The following is a 16900-nucleotide window of genomic DNA, read 5'->3' on the forward strand; positions in this document are numbered from 1 at the left end:
GTGTCCCGGCGCGGCGGGCGTGACGCGCCGTCGCCGGGGCGCCGGGGCGGCCGCGTGTCCGTGACGGGCGGCGGCCCGTCCGACCTCGTGCGGCGGGTCAGGCGAGGGTGACCTCGACCGGGAGCCGCTTGATGCCGTTGACGAAGTTGGAGCGCACCCGCGGGACGTCCCCGGCGAGTTCGATGCCCGCCAGCCGCGGGATCAGCTCCTCGAACATGATGCGGATCTCGGTGCGCGCGAGCAGGTTGCCCAGGCACAGGTGGGGGCTGCCCTTGCCGAAGGTGACGTGGTCGTTGTCGCGGCGGGTCACGTCGAAGTCGTAGGGGTTGCCGAAGACCTCCTCGTCGCGGTTGCCGGAGGCGAACCACATGACGACCTTCTCGCCCTCCCTGATCCGCCTGCCGCCGAGTTCGACGTCGCGGGTGGCCGTGCGGCGGAAGTGGTAGACGGGGGAGGCCCAGCGCAGGAACTCCTCCACCGCGCCGGGGATGAGGGACGGGTCCTGCCGGAGGCGGGCGAGCTGCTCGGGGTGCTGGAGGAGGGCCAGCATGGAGTGGCTGATGGTGTGCCGGGTGGTCTCGTTGCCGGCGACGACCAGGAGCAGGAAGTAGTTGTCGAAGTCCTGCGGCGAGAGCGGCACCCCGTCGCGGGGGGTCTCGTTGACCAGCCTGGAGACCAGGTCGGTGCCGGCGCCGCCGCGCCGCTGCCGGGCGAGTTCGCGGCCGTAGGCGAAGACCTCCAGCGAGGCGGGCGAACGGAACGGCAGGTCGCGGTACTTCTCGCTCTCCGCGCTGTGCAGCAGGACGTCGGCGTAGTCCGGGTCGGTGTTGCCGATGATCCGGTTGCCCCAGTCGATGAGCTGCTGGTTGTCCTCCGGGGGCACGTCCAGGAGGCGGGCGAGGACGTTGATCGGGAAGTCGGCGGAGACCTCCTTGACGAAGTCGAAGCGGCCCTTGGCCAGGGCGGCGTCCAGCGTGGTGGCGGTCAGGCCGCGCAGGAAGTCGGCGTAGCTGTTGATCACGCCCGCGCCGAACTGGCGCTGGAGGATGCTGCGCAGGGCGCGGTGGCGGACCCCGTCCAGCTCCAGGATGGAGGCGCGCTTCTTGATCTGGTCATCGTCGACCTCCTCCAGGTTCACGAACCTCGTCGAGGTGAAGGTCTCGGCGTCCCGGTCGACGCGGGCGATGTCGGCGTGCCGGGTGACCGCCCAGAAGCCGGAGTTGGGCGCCTCCTCCGGCTGCCAGTGCACCGGGTCCTGGTGGCGCAGGGTGTGGAACATCCGCCACGGGGTGACGCCGTCGGTGAAGTTGTCGAGGTCGGCCAGGTCCACCTGGTCGAGGGGCAGCGGTTCGTCGATGGCGCCGGAGGCGGGCGGCGTGGACGGCACGGTGGTCACGGTTGGTCTCCTCGGTCTCACAGGTGGTACGCGTACTCGGTGAACTCCCAGTCGGTGACGTGCCGTTGGAAGCGGGCGACCTCGTCGCGCTTGTACGAGAGGTAGGCGTCGACGAAGTCCCGGCCGAGCACCCCGGTCAGGGCCTGGTCCGCCTCCAGGGCGTCGAGCGCCTCGGGCAGGGACGTCGGCAGCAGCGCGGACCTGGCGCGGTCGTAGCCGTAGCCCTCCAGCGGGGCGGCGGGCTCCTCGCCGGCGAGGACGCCCAGCAGGGCCGCCGCGACGGTCCCCGCGATCAGCAGGTAGGGGTTGGCGCTCGCGTCCCCCAGCCGCAGTTCGAAGCGGCTGCCGGAGCCGCGCTCCGGCGGGATCCGGACCATGGCGCTGCGGTTGTCCAGCCCCCAGTCGATCAGCCAGGGGGCGAGGGTGTCGGGGCCGAAGCGCTTGTAGGAGTTGACCGTCGGGTTGGCCAGCGCCGCGAGCGCCGGGGCGTGGGCGAGGACGCCGGCCACCGCGTGGCGCGCGGTCGCGCTGAGCCCGTACGGCGCGGCCGGGTCCGCGAAGACGTTGCCGCCCGCGCCGTCCACGCAGGACAGGTGGAGGTGGAAGCCGGAACCGCCGGCGCCCTGGAAGGGCTTGGCCATGAAGGTGGCCAACCGGCCTTCCTTGCGGGCGAGTTCCTTGACCGCGGACTTGAAGCGGAAGGCGCGGTCGGCGGCCGCCATGGCGTCGGAGTGGTTGAGGTTGATCTCGAACTGGGAGCCGTCGAACTCGTGGTTGCCGTTGGTGATGCCGATGCCGAGGTCGCGCAGCAGGCGCAGGGTGCGCAGCAGGTGGTTGTCGGCGTCCGCGCGCAGCCCCGCCGTGTAGACCACGCCGGCGGCCTCGCTGTAGCGGCGCCAGCCCTGCGGGGTCCCGGGCGCGGCGTCGCACAGGAAGTACTCCAACTCCGGCCCCACGACCGGGTGCAGGCCGTGCTCCCGGCACCGGTCGACGACCGTGCGCAGCAGGTCGCGGGGGGATTCCGGGGCGGGCCGTCCGGTGGCCGGGTCGGTGACGTCGCCGAGGCAGCTGGCGACTCCGGGCTCCCAGGGCAGGGCGGCCAGGGTGTCGAGGTCGGGGCGCACGCAGATGTCGGGCAGGCCGGCGTCCAGGCCGCCGGGGACGGGGACCACGTCGCCCTGGGGGCTGGTGTGGTAGACGGCGCGGCAGAAGGCGAGGCCGTGTTCGCAGGCCGAGGGCAGGTGGTCCAGCAGGACGTCCCGGGCCCGTTCGGTGCCGATGAGGTCGGGATAGGTCACCCGGACCACGTCGATGCCCTGGGCGGCCAGCCGCTCCAGGTGGTGGCGGACGGGCGGGATGTCGGATGCGCTCACCGGTGTCTCCTCTGGGGGAAGTGGGGCGCCTCCCCGCGTTCACGGCGTCGGGAGGGCCAGGGCGCACGGCAGTGGCGGGGTGGGGGAGGGGGCGCGGCGGCTTCGGGCTGCGGGGTGGGGCAGGACACGCTCGCTCGCTGGTGGCAAACGGTAGGGACGCCGGTCGCTCTCCCGCAAGGGGTCTGCCCCAGAAATTTATCCATCCGGATAGCTCTTGACCAGAGGCCGGCTGCTTCCTATGTTATTTGACATCAAACGTTTTGGCGGTCGCTCGTCACCGCCTTCCTCGGCGGCCATCGCCCCCTGCCTCCGGCGTCCGCCGCCCCCTCGGCCGTGATCCGGCCCCCGCGGCCCCACGCCCCCCGCGATCCCCCCGTTCCCTTCCTTTCCCGCGACGCTCCCCCACCACCAGGAGGACCGGCCATGAAGGTCGTCGTCGACATGAACAAGTGCCAGGACCACGGCCAGTGCGTCTTCGCCGCCCCCGACGTCTTCCGCTTCGACGAGGACGGACACCTCGCGTACGTCGCCCACCCCGACGAGGGCCTGCGCGCCGACGTCGAGGAGGCCGCCGACGTCTGCCCGCTCCAGGCCATCCGGATCGAGGACTGAGCCGTGACCGCACCCACCGCCGGGGCCGGCGTACCCACTGCCGGGGCCGGCGCACCCGTCCTCGTGGCCGGCGCCTCCATGGCCGGGCTGCGCGCCGCCGAACAGCTGCGCGCCGCGGGCTGGGACGGGCCGATCACCCTCGTCGGGGACGAGCCCCACATGCCCTACAACCGGCCCCCGCTGTCCAAGGAGGTCCTGGCGGGCACGGCCTCCTTCGACTCGCTCGCCCTCCGGCCCCGGGCCGGCGTCTCCGACGTGCACTGGCGCCTGGGCACCGCGGTCGTCCGGGCCGACCTCGACCGCCGGACCGTCGAACTCGACGGCGGCGAGACCCTGCCCTACCGCGCCCTCGTCGTGGCCACCGGCATGCGCGCCCGGCGGCTGCGCTGCCCCGGCCCCGCCACCGGACGGCACACCGTCCGGACCCAGGCCGACGCCCGGGGGCTGCGCGAGGCGCTGACCCGGCCCGGCGCGCGGGTGGTCGTGGTCGGAGCCGGCTTCATCGGCTGCGAGGTGGCCGCCACCGCCGTCGCCCTCGGCGCCGCCGAGGTCACCGTCGTCGACCCGCAGCCGCTGCCCATGGTCGGCCCGCTGGGCGAACTGCTCGCCGGGTCGCTGCTCGGCCGCCACCGGCGGCGGGGCGTCCGCTTCGCCCTCGGCACCGGGGTGACCGGCTTCCGGGGCGAGGAGCGGGTCACCGGGGTGGTGCTGGCGGACGGCCGGGTGCTGGCCGCGGACGTGGTGGTGGAGTCGGTCGGCTCGGTGGCCAACACCGAGTGGCTCGAAGGCAACGGCCTGGACCTCTCCGACGGCGTGCGCACGGACGAGCACCTGCGGGCCGGCGGGCGGCCGGAGGTGGTCGCCGTCGGTGACGTCGCCCGCTTCCCCAACGCCCGGTACGACGGCGTCCCGCGCCGCGTCGAGCACTGGTCCATCCCCACCGACACGGCCAAGCACGCCGCCAGGGTGCTCGCCGCCCACCTCACCGGCGCCGACCACGGTCTCGCGCCGTTCGCCCCGCTGCCGACCTTCTGGAGCGACCAGCACGACTTCCGGCTGCAGTCCTTCGGCGCCCCCGGCCTCGGCCGGGACGACGCGCGCGTCCTGGACGGCGACCTCGACGGGGACCCCGACGGGGACGTCCTGGTCGGCTACCACCGGGCCGGCCGCCTGGTCGGCGTCGTCGCCCTCGGCGGGCGGGGTGCCGCGGCGGCCGCCGCCCGCTACCGCGCCGAGCTGCTGCGGCGGCCGGACGTCGAGCAGCCGGCCGTCGAGCAGCCGACCGTAGGGCAGCAGGCCGTAGAGCAGCCCGCCCTCCCGCAGCCGGCCGTAGCGCGGCCCGCCCTCCCACACCCCGCTCCCACCGCGTAAGGAACCCCAAGTGGCCAGTGTCCGTGGATACTTCCACCCCAAGACGGCGACCGGCGACTCGTCGCTGATCCCCCCGCCGCCGTGGCGCTACTCCGGCGACCTGCTCACCGTCGAGTACCGCACCGACCCGGCCCGGGTGCGCGAGCTGCTGCCCGAGCCGCTGGAACTCGCCGACGAGGACCCGGGCGCCGTCGCGCTGATCTGGGCCGACTGGCAGTCCTGCTCCGACTCCGGACGGGAGCTGCTCGACCCGGTGCGCGCCCAGTACAAGGAGGCGTTCGCCGTCGTCCGCTGCGCGTACCGGGGCCGGACGTACAGCCGCTGCGCGCACATCTGGGTCGACAAGGACTTCGCGATCGCCCGGGGGCTGCACCAGGGCTACCCGAAGAAGCTCGGCTCCATCCACCAGACCCGGCCGCACCCGTACGGGCCCGCCCCGCGGATCGAGGCCGGCGCCCGGTTCGGCGCGACCCTCGCCGCCGCGGACCGGCGCCTGGCCCAGGCCGTCGTCACGCTGCGCGAGCCGTCGGAGAGCAACGGCTTCGTCAACGGCCACCCGATGCTCCACCACCGCTGGCTGCCCTCCATCGAGAAGGGCAAGGGCCTCGCCCTGGACGAGCTGGTCGAGTCCGGCGCCGCCTCCTTCGAGGCCGGGCAGCCCTGGGTGGGCGACTCCGAACTGGAGCTGTTCGAGGCGCCCACCGAGGAGCTGGCCCGGCTGGAGGTCCGCGAGCCGATCGCCGCCTACTACCGGCAGGTCGGCGTGGTGTGGGACGGCGGCCGGCTGCTGGAGTCCGGCACCTCCGGCGCCGAGTGACCCCCCGCCGCACCGACCACGAGGAACCCGGAGACACGAGGAAGCCCAGGACATGAGCGAACACACCACCACCGTCGCCGGGGTCGCCGTCGACACCCGGCACTGGATCGGCGGCGAACGCGTCGCCTCCGCCGGCACCTTCACCGACGTCTCGCCCGTCGACGGCGCCGTCCTCGGCGAGATCGCCCGGGGCACCGCGACGGAGGCCGCCGCCGCCGTCGCCGCCGCCAAGGCCGCCTTCCCCGCCTGGGCGGCCACCCCGCGCGAGGAGCGGGCCCGCCTCCTGCACGCCGTCGCCGACGGCGTGGAGCGCCGGCTGGAGGAGCTGGCCGTCGTGGAGACGGCCGACAACGGCGCCCTGCTGCGCTCGCACCGCCGCGGCGTCATGCCCCGGGTCGCCCACAACTTCCGCTTCTTCGCCGACTGGCTGCTGCGGCTCGGCCACGAGGACTTCGACACCCGCGGCCACACCAACCACGTCAGCTGGGACCCGGCCGGCCCCTGCGTGCTGATCACCCCCTGGAACGCGCCGCTGATGCTGGCCACCTGGAAGGTCGCCCCGGCCCTCGCGGCCGGGAACACGGTCGTCCTCAAGCCCGCCGAGTGGTCGCCGCTGACGGCCTCGCTGCTCGCCGGGATCGCCGCCGAGGCGGGGCTGCCGGCCGGCGTCCTCAACGTGGTGCAGGGGTACGGCTCCGAGATCGGCGACGCCCTCACCTCGCACCCGGACGTGCGCCGGATCAGCTTCACCGGGTCCGTGCCGACCGCCCGGCGGATCGCCGCGTCGGCCGCCGCCAACCTCACCCCGCTCAGCCTCGAACTGGGCGGCAAGTCCCCGCTGCTGGTCTTCGCCGACGCCGACCTGGACCTCGCCGTCGACCTCGCGGTGGAGCAGTACGACAACGCCGGCCAGGTCTGCCTGGCCGCCACCCGCCTCCTCGTCGAGGAGACGGTCGCCGAGGAGTTCACCCGGCGCTTCGTCGAGCGGGCCGCACGCCTCGTGCAGGGCGACCCGCGGGACGAGGCGACCGACATCGGCCCCACCGTCCACCCCCGCCAGCTGGAGAAGATCGACGGCTTCGTCCGGCGGGCCGTCGCGGCCGGCGCCCGCACCGTGATCGGCGGCCGGCCCCGGGACGGCCGGTACTACGCGCCGACCCTGCTCACCGACGTCGCCCAGGACGCGGAGATCGTCCAGGAGGAGGTCTTCGGCCCCGTCCTGACCCTCCAGACCTTCGGCACCGAGGAGGAGGCCGTCCGGCTGGCCAACGACACCCGCTTCGGCCTGGCGGCCACCGTGGCCACCGGCGACCCGGAGCGCGCCCGCCGCGTCACCGCGCGGCTGGTGGCGGGCACCGTCTGGGTCAACTGCTTCTTCGTCCGGGACCTCCAGGCCCCGTTCGGCGGCTCCCGCCACTCGGGCGTCGGCCGCGAGGGCGGCACCTGGAGCTTCGACTTCTACTGCGACGTCAAGAACACCGTCACCTCGCCGAAGGGGTGGACCAGCCATGGGTGAGATCGTCGGGGCCGGCCTGCTGGCCCACGTGCCCACCATCGTGCTGCCCGAGGAGACCAGGCGCCGGCTGAACGACGGCCGGGAGATCACCCTCGTCACCGGCCTGCGGCAGCTGCGCGAGGAGGTCTTCGAGCGCGCGGACTACGACACCGTCGTCGTCCTGGACTCCCACTGGGCGACCACCGTCGAGTTCGTGGTCACCGCCCAGCAGCGCCGGGCCGGGCTGTTCACCTCCGAGGAGCTGCCGCGCGGCATGTGCCGGATGCCGTACGACTTCCCCGGGGACCCCGAACTCGCCCGCGCCATCGCCTCGTTCGCCGACCGGCACGGCACCTGGATCACCCCGGTCGACGACGCGTACCTGCCGATCTACTACGCCACCGTCAACCTGTGGAAGTTCCTCGGCGAGGGCCTGCCGGACAAGCGCTGGGTGACCATCGGCGTCTGCCAGACCGGCGACGCCGAGGACCACCTGCGGCTGGGCCGCGCCCTGGCCGACGGCATCGCCGCCACCCCGGGCCGGCGGGTGCTGCTGATCGCCTCCGGGGCCCTGTCCCACACCTTCTGGCCGCTGCGCGAGCTGCGCGACCACGAGTCCGGCGACCCGGCGCACATCTTCACCCCCGAGGCGCGGGCGGCCGACCGGGAGCGGATCGCCTGGTTCAAGGAGGGCCGCCACGACCGGGTCCTCGACACCATGGACGAGTTCCGGCGCCACCGGCCCGAGGCCGGGTTCTCCCACTACCTGATGATGGCCGGCGCACTCGGCGAGCGGGCCTGCACCGCGACGGCGCGCCAGTACGGGGAGTACGAGAACGCGATCGGCACCGGCCAGGCCCACCTCTGGTTCGACCGCCCGCAGGGCGGCTGGACGGGCACCGGCCCGTCCGCCGCCTCGGCCGGCCCGCGCAACCCCCACAGCCTCCGCTAGAAAGGCCCCGCCATGCCCGAGTACCGCCGCATCCTGCTCGACGGCGCCGCCGTCCAGACCGTGCGCGAGGGCGACGACCTGGTGGCCGGCGACGGCCGGCGCGTCGCGGCCGAGGACGCCCACCACCTGCCGCCCGTCGTCCCCTCCAAGGTGATCGCCGTCCACCTCAACCACCGCAGCCGGGTGGAGGAGTTCCGGATCGGCCTGCCCGACAGCCCCACCTACTTCCACAAGCCGACCTCGGCGCTCAACTCCCACCGGGGCGCGGTCGTCCGCCCCGAGGGCTGCAAGTGGCTCAACTACGAGGGCGAGGTCGCCATCGTGATCGGCCGCACCGCGCGCAACGTCTCCCCGGCCGAGGCGGGGGAGTACATCGCCGGGTACACCGTGGCCAACGACTACGGCCTGCACGACTTCCGGGACACCGACGCCGGCTCCATGCTCCGGGTCAAGGGCTCCGACACCCTGTGCCCGCTCGGCCCCGGGCTGGTCACCGACTGGGACTTCCACGGCAAGCGGCTGCGGACCTACGTCAACGGCGAGGTCGTCCAGGACGGCTCCACCGACGAGATGACCTGGGACATGCACTACCTCGTCGCCGACATCGCCCGCACCATCACCCTGTACCCCGGCGACGTGCTGCTGTCCGGCACCCCGGCCAACTCCCGGCCGGTGGCGCCCGGGGACCTCGTCGAGGTCGAGGTGGAGGGCCTCGGCCGGCTCGCCAACCGCATCGTCGCCGGGCCGACCCCGGTGCGCACCGACGTGGGGGCGCAGCCCACGGAGTCGGAGGAGGTGCTGTCCACCGCCCTGGGCGGGGACTGGGAGTTCCGCGGCATCCGGCCGCCGAAGCGCTGACCGGTGCGCGCCGGTAGGGTCGATCACATGACCGATCCCGTCAAGCCCACCACCGTCGAGCGCGGCCCCCGCAAGCGCGTGACGAACTACGGGACGGGACGGACGGCCCTGCTGGACGCCGCCGTGCGCGTGGTGGCCCGGGGCGGTCTGCGCAAGCTCACCTACCGGGCCGTCGCCCAGGAGGCCGGTGTCACCCACGGGCTCGTCGTGCACTACTTCGGCACGCGGGACGCGCTGATCGAGGAGGCGCTGACCCACGCCATCCGCTCCTCGCTGAGCGTCAGCGCGCTCGGCGTCGGCACCGGCCCCGCGGCCGACTTCGCCACCGGTCTCGTGGAGATGGTCGAGTCCGGTCCCGAGGTGCAGGCCTTCCAGTACGAGCTGCTGCTGGAGGCCCGCCGCCGGCCGGAGCTGCTGCCGCACCTGCGCGGCCTCTACGAGGAGTACTTCGAGGCCAGCCGGAGCGAGTTGGGCCGGATCCTGCCCGGCCCGGTGAGCCGCGGCATGTCCCGGCTGGTCTTCGCCGCGCTGGAGGGCCTGGTGCTGCACCAGCTGGTCTTCGGTGAGCGGGAGGCCACCGAGGAGGCGCTGGCGGAGCTCAGGGGCCTGCTGGCCGGGCTGGCCGAGGAGCCCGACGGGCGCTGACGCCGCGCCCTACCACCCCCCTTTTTTCCTGCTTCCCGACCCCTTGTCAAACGCATGGCGCCGCCCCACGATGAGGCAACTCGTTTGACCTGAAACGACCTTCTCCGGACCTTCCCCCACTTCGACCTGGCAGGTGATCCGTGTGGACAGTCGGACGACGTCCTCCGAACGGACCGAGCGGGACGCCCCCACCGCGGCCACGCTCAAACCCAACGCCCTGGGTGTCCTGGGCATCCTCTTCTTCGTCCTCTCCGGCCAGGCCCCGCTGACGGGCATCGCCGGCGCCGCCCCGATCTCGGTCGCCCTCGGCAACGGCTCCGGCACCCCCGCGGCCTACGTGGTGGCCGGGGCGGTGATCCTGCTCTTCTCCGTCGGGTTCATCGCCATGGGCCGGCACGTCGTGGACGCCGGAGCCTTCTACACGTACATCGGCACCGGCCTCGGCCGGGCCGCCGGCGCGGGCAGCGCGAGCGTCGCCCTGTTCGCCTACTGCGTCATCCAGGCGGCGATGTACGGCCTGTACGGCTCGATCGTCAGCGGGCTGGTCTCCGACCACACCCCGCTCCACCTCCCGTGGTGGGTCTACACCCTGGTCACCATGGCCGTGGTGCAGGCCCTCGGCGCCCTGGGCATCGAGATGGGCGCCCGGGTGCTGGCCGCGTTCGTCCTCGCCGAGTTCAGCATCCTGCTGGTCTTCGGCGTGGTCACCCTGGTCAAGGGCGGCGGGCCGGAAGGGCTCGGGGTGGCCGAGAGCTTCTCCCCGTCGGCCGCCCTCCAGGGCGCGCCGGGCGTCGCCGTGATGTTCGCCCTGGCCTCGATGTTCGGCTTCGAGGCCACCGCCATCTACGGCGAGGAGGCGAAGGAGCCCAAGAAGACCGTACCGAGGGCGACCTACCTCTCGGTGACCGTGGTCACCGTCTTCTTCGCCCTCACCTCATGGATGCTGATCTCCGCGTACGGCGCCGCCAAGGCCCCCGCGGCGGCCGCCAAGGCGGTGGCCGCCGGGGACTCCGCCGGGTTCGTCTTCGCCCCCGTGGCCGACCTGTTCGGCGGCTGGATCGGCGGAGTCCTGCCGGTCCTGCTCGCCACCTCGCTGTTCGCCGGCGTCCTGACCTTCCACAACTCCGCCAGCCGGTACCTGTTCTGCCTCGGCCGGGACCGGCAGCTGCCCGCACCGCTGTGCCGGCTGAACCGGCGGCACGCCCCGGCGGTCGCGGGCCGGGTGCAGACCGCCATCGCCGTCCTCCTGGTCGTGCCCTTCGCGCTGGCCGGCAAGGACCCGGTGCTCACCCTCTTCTCCTGGTTCAGCGGACTCGCCGTCCTGGCGATGATGCTGCTCTACCTGCTCACCTCGGTGTCCGTCGTGGTGTACTTCCGCCGCCGGCGGGTCGACACCAGGCTGTGGAACACCGTGATCGCCCCCGTGCTGGGCGCGCTCGGCATCGCCGGTGCCATCTGGCTCATCCTGGCCAACTTCACCACCCTGATCGGGGGCGAGGCCGGTACCGCGCTGTGGCTCGTCCTGTCCGTGCCGGTCGTCATGGCGCTCGGCGTGGCCAACCAGCGCATCCGGCGCCGACGCACCGGCTGACGCGCCCCCGGGTCGACGCATTGCCCGGTCGATGCTCTCCCCGGCTGACGCTTTCCTCGGCTGACGCTTTCCCCGGCGCGCGCCCGCAGGCAGGGCGCGCGCCACCCACCCCGCACCCACGTGCTCCGGAGGACCCGATGACCCTCGCCACCCACGACGACTGGCTGCGCCGGGCCGAGGCGCTGGAACCGGCCGTCACGCACCTGATCGACGGCGCCGACGAACCCGGCGACGGCGCGTTCCCCGTGGTGTCGCCCCGCGACGGCCGGGTGCTGGCCGAGGCCGCCGACGCCGGCCCGGCCGAGGTCGACGCGGCCGTCGCCGCCGCCCGCCGCGCCTTCGACCACGGCCCCTGGCCGCGGCTCTCCCCGGCCGACCGCGGACGGATCCTGCTGCGGTTCGCCGACCTCCTGGAGGAACGGCGCACGGAACTCGCGCTCACCATCAGCCTGGAGATGGGCAAACCGGTCACCGACGCCCACGACATCGAACTGCGGGCCGTCATCACCACCTTCCGCTGGTACGGCGGGCTCGCCGACAAGCTCACCGACGAGTCCCCACACACCGCGCCCGACGCCCTCGCCCTCGTCACCCGGGAGCCCGCCGGGGTCGTCGGCGCGGTCGTCCCGTGGAACTTCCCGCTCACCCTGGCCGGCTGGAAGATCGCCCCGGCCCTGGCCGCCGGCTGCACGGTCGTCCTCAAGCCCTCGGAGCACTCCCCGCTGTCCGCCCTGCTGCTCGGACGGATCGGCCTCGCGGCCGGGCTGCCGCCGGGCGTGCTCAACGTCGTGGCCGGCGACGGACCGGTGGCCGGCCGCGCCCTCGGCCTCCACCCCGACGTGGACGTCCTCGCCTTCACCGGCTCCACCGCCGTCGGCCGCCACTTCCTGCGCTACTCCGCCGACTCCAACCTCAAGCGGGTCTGGCTGGAGCTGGGCGGCAAGTCGCCCAACATCGTCCTGCCCGACGCCCCCGACCTGGAGCGGGCCGCGGCCACCGCCGCCTGGGGCATCTTCTTCAACCAGGGCGAGATGTGCACCGCGCCCTCCCGGCTGCTGGTCCACCGCTCCGTCGCCGAGCAGGTCACCGAGGCCGTCGTGGCGCGCGCCCGCGCCCTGCGGGTGGGCGACCCCCTCGACCCGGCCACCGAGATGGGCGCCCTGGTCGGCGAGCACCACCTCGACCGGGTGCTCGGCCACGTCCGCACCGCCCTCGACGACGGCGCCCGCCTGCGCGCGGGCGGCGGGCGCACCCTGACCGGCACCGGCGGCTCCTACCTCGAACCGACCGTCTTCGACCGGGTCGCCCCCGACAGCCGGCTGGCCCGCGAGGAGGTCTTCGGCCCGGTGCTCTCCGTCCTCGCCTTCGACGACCTCGACGAGGCCGTCGCCCTCGCCAACGCCACCGAGTACGGCCTCGCGGCCGGCCTGTGGACCTCCGACCTGTCCACCGCCCACCGGGTCTCCCGCGCCCTCAGGGCCGGTACGGTCTGGGTCAACTGCTACGAGGAGGGCGACCTCACCGTGCCCTTCGGCGGCATGAAGCAGTCCGGCAACGGACGCGACAAGTCCGCCCACGCGCTGGAGAAGTACACCGAACTCAAGACCACCTGGATCCAGTTGTGACCCGTCGCCCGCCCACGGCCCGCCGCCCGCTCGTCGCGGTCCCCGCCCGCTTCGCCGCCACCACCTCCGCGCTGCGGTACGCCGCGGAGGTCAGCGCCCGCGCGCTGGTCGAGGCCGTCTGGCGGGCCGGCGGCGAGCCCGCCACCCTGCACCCGCACGCGCCCGGCGGCACCGCCGACCCCGAGGAGGTCGCCGCCCGGCTCTCCCGCTTCGACGCGCTGCTGCTCCCCGGCGGCGGCGACCTGGCACCCCACCGCTACGGGGCGCCCGACGCCCACGAGGCCGTCTACGACGTGGACGAGGAGCAGGACGCGTTCGACCTGGAACTCGCCCGGCGGGCCCTCGCGAGCGGACTGCCGCTGCTGGCCGTCTGCCGCGGACTCCAGGTGGTCAACACGGTGCTGGGCGGCACCCTGCACCAGGACATGGGCGGCCCCGGACGGGACCACCGCCACCTGCGGCACCCCGTCCCGCTCGCGCCCGGCTCCGCGCTGGCCCGGATCACCGGCGCCGGGGAGGTCCGGGTGTCCTGCTACCACCACCAGCACGTGGACCGCCTCGGGGAGGGCCTGGCCGTCACCGCCCGGGCCGCCGACGGGACCGTCGAGGCCGTCGAACTCCCCGACTACGAGGGCTGGTTCGCCGCTGTGCAGTGGCACCCCGAGGACACCGCCCACGAGGACCCGGCCCAGCAGCGCCTCTTCGACGCCCTGGTGCGGGCCGCCGGCTGAGTCCTACCGGCGGGCGCGCCGGCCGCTGCGGCGCGGGGCGGGCTCCTCGCCGTTCAGCAGCGAGCGGCGCCGCTCCTCGCCCGACTCCTCGACCTGGAGCACCACGCGCCGCAGCCCGTCGGCGAGGCCGACGCACTCCGCGTCGCTCAGCCGGCCGGTGACGAAGGACTCCTCCTCGTTGAACGCGGGGAACACCTCGCGCATGAACTCCTCGCCCTCCTCGGTGAGCGCGAGCAGCACCAGCCGTCCGTCGGTGGGGTGGTCGGTGCGCCGCAGCAGTCCGCGCGACTCCAGCGTGCGGGACACCCCGGTCAGCGTCCCCTTGGAGATCCCCGCCTCCTCGGCGACGTGCCGGGTCTCGGACTCGCCCCAGACCCACACCACCCACAGCACCACGAAGGCGGTCCAGGTCAGGTCCGAGCCGCGCAGCACGGAGTTCTCCAGGTGCTGCCGGACGGCGGACGCGGCCCGGTAGATGTTGGCCACCGCGGCCATCCGCTCCCGGCGGATCGGAATGCCGCCGAGCTTCGCCTGGACGAGCCGCTCCGCCTCGTTGATGGACCGCTGGCTGGGCACCGGTGCTCCCTCGTCTCGCCGTCACCGCTTCGGACATGGCCTGCGCCGCCGGCACGGAGGTTTGGGCCCGTACCAGTGACTCAGGCATCTTAGATGGCCGGATCCGCCCACCCGCGGCGCGACCGCCCGGGCGGGGCGGGTCGGGGCGGGGGTCAGGGGCGGCCGGCGGGGGCGGAGGCGTGGGCGAGGTCGTCCACGAGGGTGGGGGAGGGCTGGGGGATCTCGCCGTGGTCCTCGTCGTCGGTGGCGACGGGCAGCTGGTGGACGACGGCGGCCACGCGCGGTGGCAGGCGCAGGGTCAGGCCGTCGTGGCAGGCGGCGAGGGTGTCGGCCCACACGGCGGGGGGGAGCGGCCGGCCGGGCCAGGGCGCGGGCGGCGCGGTCGGGTTACGGGCTTCGGCGGCGAGCTGGTCGGCCTGGTTGCGCCAGTAGTCGGCGTCGCGGAACTCGCCGCGGGCGGCGTGCAGGAAGGAGAGGCAGCTGGCGGCGGTCGTGCTGCCGCCGCCGGCGGCGAACTGCAGCCAGAACTGGCAGCCGTCGTCGTGTCCGGCGAGGTGGAGCAGTGCGGCCAGGACGAGCGCGCCGCCGGGGTGGATGCGGCGCCGGTTGTTGGTGAGGGCCTCCAGGGAGTCGGCGGCCTCGGGCTGGGCGATGATCAGGGTCGCGGCGAGGTCGAGTTCGTGGCGGGCCTGGAGGTGCTCGGCGCCCAGGGGGGCGCGGGCGCGGACGAGTCGGCGCAGGTCGGGACCGGACACGCCGTCGGGCAGCTCGACCGGTCCGTCGGGTCCGTCGCCGTTCCCGTCGTACCGGTTCCGGGGGGTGGCTGCCCGGCGGTCGTGTCCCCGTGTCACTGCATGTCCCCCATGGTGGTGTCGGTGCCGAGGAGGCGGCGGAGCTTGGCCAGGCCGTGGCTGGTGGTGGTGCGGGCGTTGGTCTCGGTGATGCCGAGGTAGGTGGCGATCGTCGGGTAGTCGATGTCCAGCATGTAGCGGAGCACGATCATGTCGTACTGGCGCTCCGGCAGCCGCAGGATCGCCTTGTAGAGCTCCTCGTAGTCGTTGTCGAGGTTCTCCAGGCTGACGCGGGCCAGGGCTTGGGCGCCTCGGATGGCGACGATCCAGTCCGGGACGACCGCGCTGGGCGGGGCCTGGCCGGCGCTCATCTCCCGGTCGGCGATGCACCGCTTGGCGATCATCCAGGCGTGGGCCTCGATGTCGGGCTGGCTCAGCGCGCCGAGCCAGTCCTGCCCCAGTTCCCGGCGGGTGCTGCGGACCGCCTGGTCGACGAGTTCCTGGTCGTGCAACCGGGCCCAGGCGACTCCGCGCCAGGTCTCTTCGCGGCTGTCGCAGAAAGCCTGGTAGGACAGCCGATGAGTGGGGCGCACGGCTGCCCACTCGTCGTCGCTGGTCAAATGATCCTCCTCGTCGCCCGTGCGGACGACGTTCGGCCGACCCGGGGGTCGGGAACGGTGGAGTCAGGTGGAGAACGGCCGTCCTCCGTACGGACATCCAATCGTCCTGAAAAGCCTGATGTGAAGGGGATCCCAAAAAGGTTTGTATGAACTGGCATGTGATGACTTGTCAGATGGTGATCAGTCACATGCGATCAGATATCGTCACGTTGAGCTGAACGATGGCCCGCGCAAGGGTTCGCCACGCTGCGCCACGGGTTGTGGCGCGCCGGCCTGCGGGCACGACATGACGCCGACGCAGGGGGACAACGCACCATGGCAGCAGAGCAGCACGACGACAGCGCCACTCCGCCGGGCGCCGAGGTCAACCTCGCCATCCACCGCCCGCACTCGGCGCGGATCTACGACTACTTCCTCGACGGCACGACCAACTTCCCCGCCGACCGGGAGGCCGCCGGGCACGCCCTCGCGGTCTTCCCCCAGGCCCGGTCGGCGGCCCGCGCCAACCGGACGTTCATGCACCGCGCCACCCGCGCGCTCGCCCGCGGCGGCGTGACCCAGTTCCTCGACATCGGCACCGGCATCCCGACCTCGCCCAACCTCCACGAGATCGCCCAGGGCATCGAACCGCGGGCCAGGATCGTCTACGCGGACAACGACCCCATCGTCCTCACCCACGCCCAGGCGCTCCTGCGCAGCAGCCCCGAAGGGCGGACCGCCTACGTCCAGGCCGACGTCCGGGACCCCGACGCCCTCCTGGACGCGGTCCGCGCCACCGGTGTCCTCGACTTCACCCGGCCGATCGCCCTGAGCCTCGTCGCCCTGCTCCACTTCGTCCCCGAGGGCGCCCACGAGATCGCCGAAACGCTCGGGAACGCACTGCCGACCCGCGGTTCCGCCCTGGTGATCAGCCACTTCACCCCCGACTACGCCCCCCAGGACGCGGCCCGCATCGAGCAGGTCTACCGCGACAACGGCAACCCGGTCCGCGCCCGGGCCGCCGACGAGTTCGCCCGGTTCTTCACCGGCTGGGACATCCTCGCCCCCGGCATCACCTCCACCCCCCGCTGGCGCCCCGAACCGGACGCCCCGCACGTCAGCGACGCCGAGGCGTCCTGCCTCGCCGCCGTGGCCGTCCGCCCCTGACCGGCCCCCGGCACCAGTCTGGCAGGCCGCCGCCAGCGATGTGAAAGCCCGTCACGACGAATCGACCTTGGCGACCGCCGTGACCACCGCCATCCGCTCGACCACGCCGGGGTGCTGGCCGGAGGCGACCCGTACGCTGTCCGGCAGTTCGCCCGGGGCGTGCAGGGACTCCAGCGCCTGGGGGTCGAACCGCAGCAGGTGGGCGAAGCGGGTGTCGTGGTTCCGCTCGTACGTCTCCACCGTGCGCCGGGCGTCGGGGAGGAGAGCGTCTCTTCGGACGGTACGGGGCACTGGTGACCGG

Annotated in this window: 17 protein-coding genes; 11 read left to right on the plus strand and 6 right to left on the minus strand. The window is 73.8% G+C overall.

Translation table 11 applies throughout. The features are described from left to right. Window positions 1–97: 97 nt before the first annotated feature. Window positions 98–1387 carry a cytochrome P450 gene (locus ACWDCZ_RS26385; protein ID WP_449817153.1) on the minus strand — a complete coding sequence of 430 codons (1290 nt, stop codon included), beginning with the start codon at window positions 1385–1387 and terminating at the stop codon, window positions 98–100. A gap of 26 nt (window positions 1388–1413) precedes the next feature. After that, window positions 1414–2769, minus strand: a complete 1356-nt coding sequence (locus ACWDCZ_RS26390; RefSeq protein WP_380663819.1) for a glutamine synthetase family protein — start codon at window positions 2767–2769, stop codon at window positions 1414–1416. Window positions 2770–3192: 423 nt separating this feature from the next. On the opposite strand from ACWDCZ_RS26390, the gene ACWDCZ_RS26395 reads away from it, so the two are divergent. From ACWDCZ_RS26395 to ACWDCZ_RS26440, 10 genes are all read left to right on the plus strand, one after another. Then, window positions 3193–3381, plus strand: coding sequence for a ferredoxin (locus ACWDCZ_RS26395; RefSeq protein WP_049656520.1), 189 nt, complete (start codon window positions 3193–3195; stop codon window positions 3379–3381). 3 nt (window positions 3382–3384) lie between these two features. Further along, window positions 3385–4752: an NAD(P)/FAD-dependent oxidoreductase gene (locus ACWDCZ_RS26400; RefSeq protein ID WP_449817132.1), complete on the plus strand. Its 1368-nt coding sequence runs from the start codon at window positions 3385–3387 to the stop codon at window positions 4750–4752. A gap of 10 nt (window positions 4753–4762) precedes the next feature. Further along, on the plus strand, window positions 4763–5569 hold the full coding sequence (locus ACWDCZ_RS26405) for an acetoacetate decarboxylase family protein (RefSeq protein WP_449817133.1): 807 nt from the start codon (window positions 4763–4765) through the stop codon (window positions 5567–5569). Between the two features lie 52 nt (window positions 5570–5621). Next, on the plus strand, window positions 5622–7085 hold the full coding sequence (locus ACWDCZ_RS26410) for an aldehyde dehydrogenase (RefSeq protein WP_380775418.1): 1464 nt from the start codon (window positions 5622–5624) through the stop codon (window positions 7083–7085). Further along, window positions 7078–8016 carry a 3,4-dihydroxyphenylacetate 2,3-dioxygenase gene (locus ACWDCZ_RS26415; RefSeq protein WP_117486940.1) on the plus strand — a complete coding sequence of 313 codons (939 nt, stop codon included), beginning with the start codon at window positions 7078–7080 and terminating at the stop codon, window positions 8014–8016. Before ACWDCZ_RS26410 ends, ACWDCZ_RS26415 begins: the two co-directional genes overlap by 8 nt. Before the next feature lie 12 nt (window positions 8017–8028). Beyond that, window positions 8029–8874 carry a fumarylacetoacetate hydrolase family protein gene (locus ACWDCZ_RS26420; RefSeq protein ID WP_074005209.1) on the plus strand — a complete coding sequence of 282 codons (846 nt, stop codon included), beginning with the start codon at window positions 8029–8031 and terminating at the stop codon, window positions 8872–8874. Between the two features lie 27 nt (window positions 8875–8901). Then, window positions 8902–9519 (plus strand): TetR/AcrR family transcriptional regulator, encoded by a 618-nt coding sequence (locus ACWDCZ_RS26425; protein WP_049650720.1) that lies wholly within the window; start codon window positions 8902–8904, stop codon window positions 9517–9519. A gap of 142 nt (window positions 9520–9661) precedes the next feature. Next, window positions 9662–11110: an APC family permease gene (locus ACWDCZ_RS26430; protein WP_049650721.1), complete on the plus strand. Its 1449-nt coding sequence runs from the start codon at window positions 9662–9664 to the stop codon at window positions 11108–11110. Between the two features lie 137 nt (window positions 11111–11247). Further along, window positions 11248–12735 carry an aldehyde dehydrogenase gene (locus ACWDCZ_RS26435; RefSeq protein ID WP_388046975.1) on the plus strand — a complete coding sequence of 496 codons (1488 nt, stop codon included), beginning with the start codon at window positions 11248–11250 and terminating at the stop codon, window positions 12733–12735. Further along, the gene (locus tag ACWDCZ_RS26440; protein WP_449817134.1) at window positions 12732–13466 is read left to right on the plus strand and encodes a gamma-glutamyl-gamma-aminobutyrate hydrolase family protein; all 735 of its coding nucleotides are present in this window, start codon (window positions 12732–12734) and stop codon (window positions 13464–13466) included. Before ACWDCZ_RS26435 ends, ACWDCZ_RS26440 begins: the two co-directional genes overlap by 4 nt. Before the next feature lie 3 nt (window positions 13467–13469). Here the strand turns inward: ACWDCZ_RS26440 and ACWDCZ_RS26445 are convergent, their stop codons facing one another. From ACWDCZ_RS26445 to ACWDCZ_RS26455, 3 genes are all read right to left on the minus strand, one after another. Next, window positions 13470–14042: a MarR family winged helix-turn-helix transcriptional regulator gene (locus tag ACWDCZ_RS26445; RefSeq protein WP_375877031.1), complete on the minus strand. Its 573-nt coding sequence runs from the start codon at window positions 14040–14042 to the stop codon at window positions 13470–13472. Window positions 14043–14194: 152 nt separating this feature from the next. Then, the gene (locus ACWDCZ_RS26450; RefSeq protein ID WP_449817135.1) at window positions 14195–14893 is read right to left on the minus strand and encodes a hypothetical protein; all 699 of its coding nucleotides are present in this window, start codon (window positions 14891–14893) and stop codon (window positions 14195–14197) included. After that, window positions 14890–15453, minus strand: a complete 564-nt coding sequence (locus ACWDCZ_RS26455; protein WP_147409059.1) for an RNA polymerase sigma factor — start codon at window positions 15451–15453, stop codon at window positions 14890–14892. Before ACWDCZ_RS26455 ends, ACWDCZ_RS26450 begins: the two co-directional genes overlap by 4 nt. 315 nt (window positions 15454–15768) lie before the next feature. Here ACWDCZ_RS26455 and ACWDCZ_RS26460 point away from each other — a divergent pair, with 315 nt between their 5' ends. Continuing rightward, window positions 15769–16599, plus strand: coding sequence for an SAM-dependent methyltransferase (locus ACWDCZ_RS26460; protein ID WP_449817136.1), 831 nt, complete (start codon window positions 15769–15771; stop codon window positions 16597–16599). A 51-nt stretch (window positions 16600–16650) separates the two neighbouring features. Here ACWDCZ_RS26460 and ACWDCZ_RS26465 read toward each other — a convergent pair whose 3' ends face one another. Next, the gene (locus ACWDCZ_RS26465) at window positions 16651–16890 is read right to left on the minus strand and encodes a hypothetical protein (RefSeq protein ID WP_449817137.1); all 240 of its coding nucleotides are present in this window, start codon (window positions 16888–16890) and stop codon (window positions 16651–16653) included. Between the last annotated feature and the right edge of the window lie 10 nt (window positions 16891–16900).

The sequence above is a fragment of the Kitasatospora sp. NPDC001225 genome (genome assembly GCF_053597855.1).